This is a genomic window from Actinomyces sp. oral taxon 170 str. F0386, assembly GCF_000195595.1.
In the GTDB taxonomy this organism is placed as follows: domain Bacteria; phylum Actinomycetota; class Actinomycetes; order Actinomycetales; family Actinomycetaceae; genus Actinomyces.
The window spans coordinates 1-5,539 of sequence record NZ_GL882520.1 but is presented as its reverse complement, the minus strand read 5'-3'; the positions used below and the strand labels follow the sequence as shown (position 1 = coordinate 5,539).

At 66.7% G+C, this 5,539-nt stretch carries 3 protein-coding genes; 2 read left to right on the top strand and 1 reads right to left on the bottom strand.

What is annotated here, in order from left to right; genetic code table 11:
- Nucleotides 1-995: 995 nt before the first annotated feature.
- Nucleotides 996-3,389 (bottom strand): glycogen debranching protein GlgX, encoded by a 2,394-nt coding sequence (gene glgX / locus HMPREF9056_RS03505; RefSeq protein WP_034513646.1) that lies wholly within the window; start codon nucleotides 3,387-3,389, stop codon nucleotides 996-998.
- A gap of 213 nt (nucleotides 3,390-3,602) precedes the next feature.
- Here glgX and HMPREF9056_RS03500 point away from each other — a divergent pair, with 213 nt between their 5' ends.
- Complete coding sequence (locus tag HMPREF9056_RS03500; RefSeq protein WP_009402833.1) at nucleotides 3,603-4,361, top strand: electron transfer flavoprotein subunit beta/FixA family protein; 759 nt, start codon at nucleotides 3,603-3,605, stop codon at nucleotides 4,359-4,361.
- 99 nt (nucleotides 4,362-4,460) lie between these two features.
- Nucleotides 4,461-5,459 (top strand): electron transfer flavoprotein subunit alpha/FixB family protein, encoded by a 999-nt coding sequence (locus tag HMPREF9056_RS03495; protein WP_009402831.1) that lies wholly within the window; start codon nucleotides 4,461-4,463, stop codon nucleotides 5,457-5,459.
- The last annotated feature ends 80 nt before the right edge of the window (nucleotides 5,460-5,539 follow it).

Below are 5,539 nucleotides of genomic sequence, written 5' to 3'. Positions count from 1 at the left end.
ATTCACCCTCCGAGACCAATTCGGCTGGAAGCCAGCATAAGACGACGGGGCTATCTTCACCACTCCCGTCAGCAACGGTGAAGAAGACGGATACATCGGCAACGACGTTACCAACACAAACCTTGTGTCTTGAATGAGATTCAAGCTAACTTAAGGAGGTCGTGATTTCGGTGCGTTAGTCGCAACTTCGGAGTGGATTCTGCTGTCGCGAGCTAGTGTGTTGATAAGGGTAACTTGATTTTTTATTTCCACAACTATGGCGTCTGCTGTGATGGTCGTATACTGGTGTGCGACATTACCTCCGAAGGCGAAGTTATAGTCGAGACTGAGATGGGTGTCAATCGCAGTTACAAGACTATCTCAGGGCAGGGGGCTGGATAAGACGGGGGAGAGGTTGGTCTGATCCAATAGAAACGAGAGACGTCTTTAACGTCGTCGAGATGGTGGGTCGAATAATTGTTTGTTGTACTCTCTCGTGGTGGTCGATTTCTGGTGAAAAGGATATATCTTGTGTGATGGATTCAACGGAAGCTGAAATACTGTTCATGGGGTCGGAGGCGGAGACCAGTGGACCTGAAGCCTTCAACGCTGTAAAAAACTGGAGGGTCTGAGTGAGGACTTTGCCGTCGCTAGAACAGTTGAGATTCTCGCGAGACAATTCAATGGTGGAATGATCGAGATATGGTTGGGTGATCCTAATTCTCGTGACCCAGTTCCTCTACCTCATGATCCTGAGGGTGTTCACATGATCATGCAAGAAAGGCTGGTTTCAATGGATGAACCCGATGGCAGGATGCTGGTGTATGTCGCCACTGAGATCGGCGAGAGCGTTCTTGGAAACGCATGAGCGCAGAGTTGCACTCACCGAGATACACGGCCGCAGAATCTGACTGTCATCCGTGGGATTTAGCGTGAGCCGGGGTGGTCCGGAGTGGATGTCGCCGCAGCCTGATCGCGTTAGGTAGCGCCGTCTCCACCTGCGGAAAGGTACCGAATCAGTCCTCCTGGGTGCCCGTCGCCAGGCTCTCCAAGGGCTCACCGGAGAAGTAGACCCGCAGTGACAGCGGCTCCAGCATCGTGGTGTCTCCGGGACGGTCCTGGTGGCAGTTCGTGAGACTCTCGGGGGTGTGCCCGGCAGGACCGCCGGGAACGGTCTTGACATCCTTCACCTCGCCCGCGCCGTCAGTCTCAACAATGACGTCCGCCTCCGTGTCCTGAGGGCTGCGGCTGACGCGACGCGCCTGGGAGAAGGGGGCTGTGTGGGGCTGAGGGACCGCCCAGGTCGAGTCCCAGGCCAGGTGCCAGTCGGTGCCGCGCCCCTCGGGGAGGACGACGTCGACCTGATCCAGGGCGCCATTGATGACCACGAGCATGTCGTCGTCGTTCCAGGGCTGGCCCGAGCGCAGCATCTGAACTACGCGCGTGTGTGGATCGTGCCAGGACTCCCCGTCCATCGGTGCGGCGTCACCCCGGTACCAGGCCAGGTCCGGGATCGTGTCGCTCTCAAGGACCTGCCCGGTGGCGAAGCGCGAAGGACGCACCACCGGGTGGGTCTGGCGCAGGTGGATGAGGAAGCGAGTCGTGGCGACCAGGTCGCGCTGCCAGACCTCCAGGTTCCAGTCCACCCAGGACAGCACCGAGTCCTGGCAGTAGCAGTTGTTGTTGCCCTGCTGGGTACGGCCCATCTCGTCGCCGCCCAGCAGCATGGGCGTGCCGGCGCTCAGCAGCACCGTGGCCAGCAGGTTGCGCATGGACCGGCGGCGCAGCACCTCGATCGGCCCACCGTTGATGCCCTCGACGACATCCCCCTCGAAACCGTGGTTCCAGGAACGGTTGTTGGAGGTGCCGTCGCGGTTGTCCTCCTTGTTGGCCAGGTTGTGCTTGTGGTCGTAGACCACCAGGTCGCGCAGGGTGAAGCCGTCGTGCGCGGCGACGAAGTTCACCGAGCCCAGAGGACCGCGCCCCCCGGGGAACTCTCCGTGGCTGAACAGGTCCGCGCTGCCCGACAGGCGCGTGGCCAGGTCTCGCAGGTCCGAGCCCAGGCGGCCCTTGGAGATCTCCGAGGCGTCGTGCAGCCAGAAGGAGCGGGTGGTGTCGCGGAAGTGGTCGTTCCAGTCCTGGAAGGGCTCGGGGAACTGACCGGTGCGCCAGCCGCCGGGGCCCACGTCCCACGGCTCGCTGATGAGCTTGACGGTACTGAGCACAGGGTCGGTGGCGATCGCCGTCAGCAGTGGGTGGCGCGAGGAGAACTCCGCGGCGTGACGCCCCAGCGTGGTCGCCAGGTCGAAGCGGAAGCCGTCCACGCCGACCTCGGTGACCCAGTAGCGCAACGAGTCCAAGGTCATCCGGATTGCACCCGTGGCCCGGAAGTCCACCGTGTTGCCCGTGCCGGTGACATCCATGTACTGCGCCGGCAGGTAGGGGGCGTGCAGGTAGTAGTCCAGGTTGTCCAGACCTCGCAGGCTCAACGACGGGCCATCGACGCCGCCCTCGCAGGTGTGGTTGTAGACGACGTCGAGCACGACCTCCAGGCCCGCCTCATGGAGCATGGAGACCATGCCGCGCACCTCGTCCAGGACGGCCTGCGGGCCGGCGGCGCGCGCCGCGGCCGTGGCGTAGGAGGGTTCGGGCGCGAAGTAGCTCAGCGTGGAGTAGCCCCAGTAGTTGGTCAGGTCCCGCTTGGTCAGGAAAGGCTCGGTCACCGAGGCGTGGATCGGCAGCAGCTCGATCGTGGTGACCCCCAGGCCCTTGAGGTGCTCGACCGTCACCGAGTGCGCCAGGCCCGCGTAGGTGCCGCGCAGCTCCTCGGGCACGCCCGGCAGCTGGTAGGTCAGGCCCTTGACGTGGGCCTCGTAGATGATGGTGCGTTCGCGGGGCACGCGCGGGCCCGACACCACCGGGAAGGTGTCACCGGTGACCACGCCGACGACCGTGTGACCGGCCGAGTCCAGGTGGGAGGGTCGCCACGGCTCTGCCGCTGGGACCAGGTTGTCGGTGACCTCGTGGGCGTAGACGGACGGGCCCAGGTCCACCTGTCCGTCCAGAGCGCGGGCGTAGGGGTCCAGCAGCAGCTTGCGGGGGTTGTAGAGCAGCCCCTCGTGCGGGTTCCACGGCCCGTAGGCGCGGTAGCCGTAACGCTGTCCGGCGCCGACGCCGGGGACGTGGGCGCTCCAGGCGCCCCGCAAGGGCCCGTGCATCCCGATCCGGGTCTCCTCCGCCACGGTGCCGTCGTCTCCCATGGTCAGCAGGCACAGGTCCATGGCTGTGGCGTGGGGGGCGTGGACCGCGAAGTCCGCGCCGTCACCGCTGAGAGTGACGCCCAGCCCGTGGTCAGGAGCTGATGGCAGCTCGGCGCGCGGTGCTGGAGAGGGCTCAGGCGTCGAAGGCATGGGCCCATTGTCCTGGCACCCGCTGATGGCCACCACTTGAGGGGCAGTGAGGTCTCACTCGTGCGAGTGTGCCGCGTCGCGTTTAGGCGCCACAGCGCGATGGCATCGTCAACACCCGCCATCATGTTGTCGCCGTAACCGGTTCGCTGACACCGTGTCAGGGTGACTCAGCGCTCAGTGGCGAGATGCTGCTGTTATGGCAACCTTGAGCCCATGAGAATCGTGGTCTGCATCAAGCACGTTCCCGACGTGCAGTCCGAGCGCCGTATCGAGGACGGCCGGCTCGTGCGAGGCGAGGAGGATGTCCTCAACGAGCTCGATGAGAACGCCGTTGAGGCCGCCGTCTGTCTGGCCGAGGATGCCGACGGTGAGGTCATCGCTCTGACCATGGGACCTGAGGACGCCGAGGACGGGGTGCGCCGAGCCCTCCAGATGGGGGCCGATTCCGGAGTCGTCGTCGCCGACGACGCCCTGGCCGGAGCTGACGTCGTCACAACCGCCCGGGCCCTGGCCGCCGCCATCGAGCACATCGGTGAGGTGGACCTGGTCGTCACCGGCATGGCCTCCCTGGACTCCCTGACCTCGATGCTGCCCGGCGCGCTGGCGGCCGCCCTGCGCCTGCCCGCCCTGACCCTGGCCAACCGGCTCGAGGTCGACGGCGGCGTCGTAACCATCACCCGCACCGTGGGTACCGTCCGCGAGGTCGTCAGTGCCCCGCTGCCCGCCCTGGTCAGCGTCACCGACCAGGCCAACGAGCCCCGCTACCCCAACTTCGCCGCCATGCGCGCCGCGAAGAAGAAGCCCATCGACTTCTGGGATGCCTCCGAGCTCGGCCTTCAGGTCGACGACCCGGCCGTGAAGGTCGTCGACGACGAGGCCCGGCCCACCCGCGAGGCCGGCATCATCCGTACCGACGCCGGGGAGGCGGGCCGCGAGCTCGCCGCCTGGCTCGTGGAGAACAAGCTCGTCTGACGGTGAGGCGCAGCGCCCGCCCGTGCCCCTCAGCAGGGGTGCCGGCGCACACCTCGTTGCCCCATCGTCCTACACCACCTGCGAAAGAAGCTGAATACCATGCTCGACGCCCCCATCCTCGTTCTCGTCGACCTTGAGACCTCCGAGGCTGGTTCCGCCCCCACCGGCCCCAGCCTGGAGCTGCTCACCGCCGCCCGAGCCCTGACCAGCGGTGACGTTGTCGCCCTGAGTCTCCAGCCTCTGGGCGAGCCGGCCTCTGCGATCCTGTCCGGCGCGGGAGCCACCCGCCTGCTGACCGCCGACCTGGGCGAGTCCGCCCACCTGCCCGCCACCGCGGCCGACGCCGTCGTGGCGGCCGTGAGCGCCGTGGCACCCGCCGCGGTCCTCGTCGTGTCCGACTACCGCGGTAAGGAGCTGGCCGGGCGGGCCGCTGTCCTGCTCGGCTCGGCCTGCGTCTGCGACGCCACCGCCCTGGAGGCGGCCGGTGCGGGAGACGACTCCGTGCTGCGCGCCTCTAAGCTGGCCCTGTCGGGTTCCTGGTCCACCACCGCCTCCGTGGGCTCGGCCGGCAGCGCCCCGATCATCGCCGTGCGCCCCGGGATCGTCGAGGTCACCGCTGCCGACGGTGCGCCGCTGACCGCCGAGCCCCTCGAGGTGCCCGTCAGCGCCGAGGCCGCCGCAGTACGCCTCGTCTCGCGCGAGGCCACCTCCGTCGCCTCCGGCCCGGTCCTGAGTGAGGCTCGCACCGTCGTCGTGGGCGGCCGCGGCGTGGACGGCGACTTCGACCTGGTCCGATCCCTGGCCGAGCCGCTCAACGCCGCCGTCGGCGCCACCCGCGTGGCCTGTGACGAGGGCTGGATCGAGCGCAGCGCCCAGATCGGCCAGACCGGTGAGACCGTCTCCCCGCGCCTGTACATCGGGCTCGGCGTCTCCGGCGCCGTCCACCACACCAGCGGTATTCAGGGAGCCGGCACCGTCGTCGCCATCTGCGACGACTCCGAGGCCCCGATCTTCGAGATGGCCGACTTCGGCGTCGTCGGCGACGTCACCGAGGTCGTGCCCCAGCTCGTCGAGGAGCTCGCCACGCTGCGCGGCTGAACAGCGTTTCCAACGACGTTGTGGGGGCGCCCCGTCAGATTGACGGGGCGCCCGTTACCTTGTTGGTGGTCCCGGGTGGT

Bases quoted from the DNA above. Each gene is read 5' to 3' on its own strand.
- glgX (WP_034513646.1), bottom strand. From the start codon at position 3,389: ATGCCTTCGACGCCTGAGCCCTCTCCAGCACCGCGCGCCGAGCTGCCA.
- HMPREF9056_RS03500 (WP_009402833.1), top strand. From the start codon at position 3,603: ATGAGAATCGTGGTCTGCATCAAGCACGTTCCCGACGTGCAGTCCGAG.
- HMPREF9056_RS03495 (WP_009402831.1), top strand. From the start codon at position 4,461: ATGCTCGACGCCCCCATCCTCGTTCTCGTCGACCTTGAGACCTCCGAG.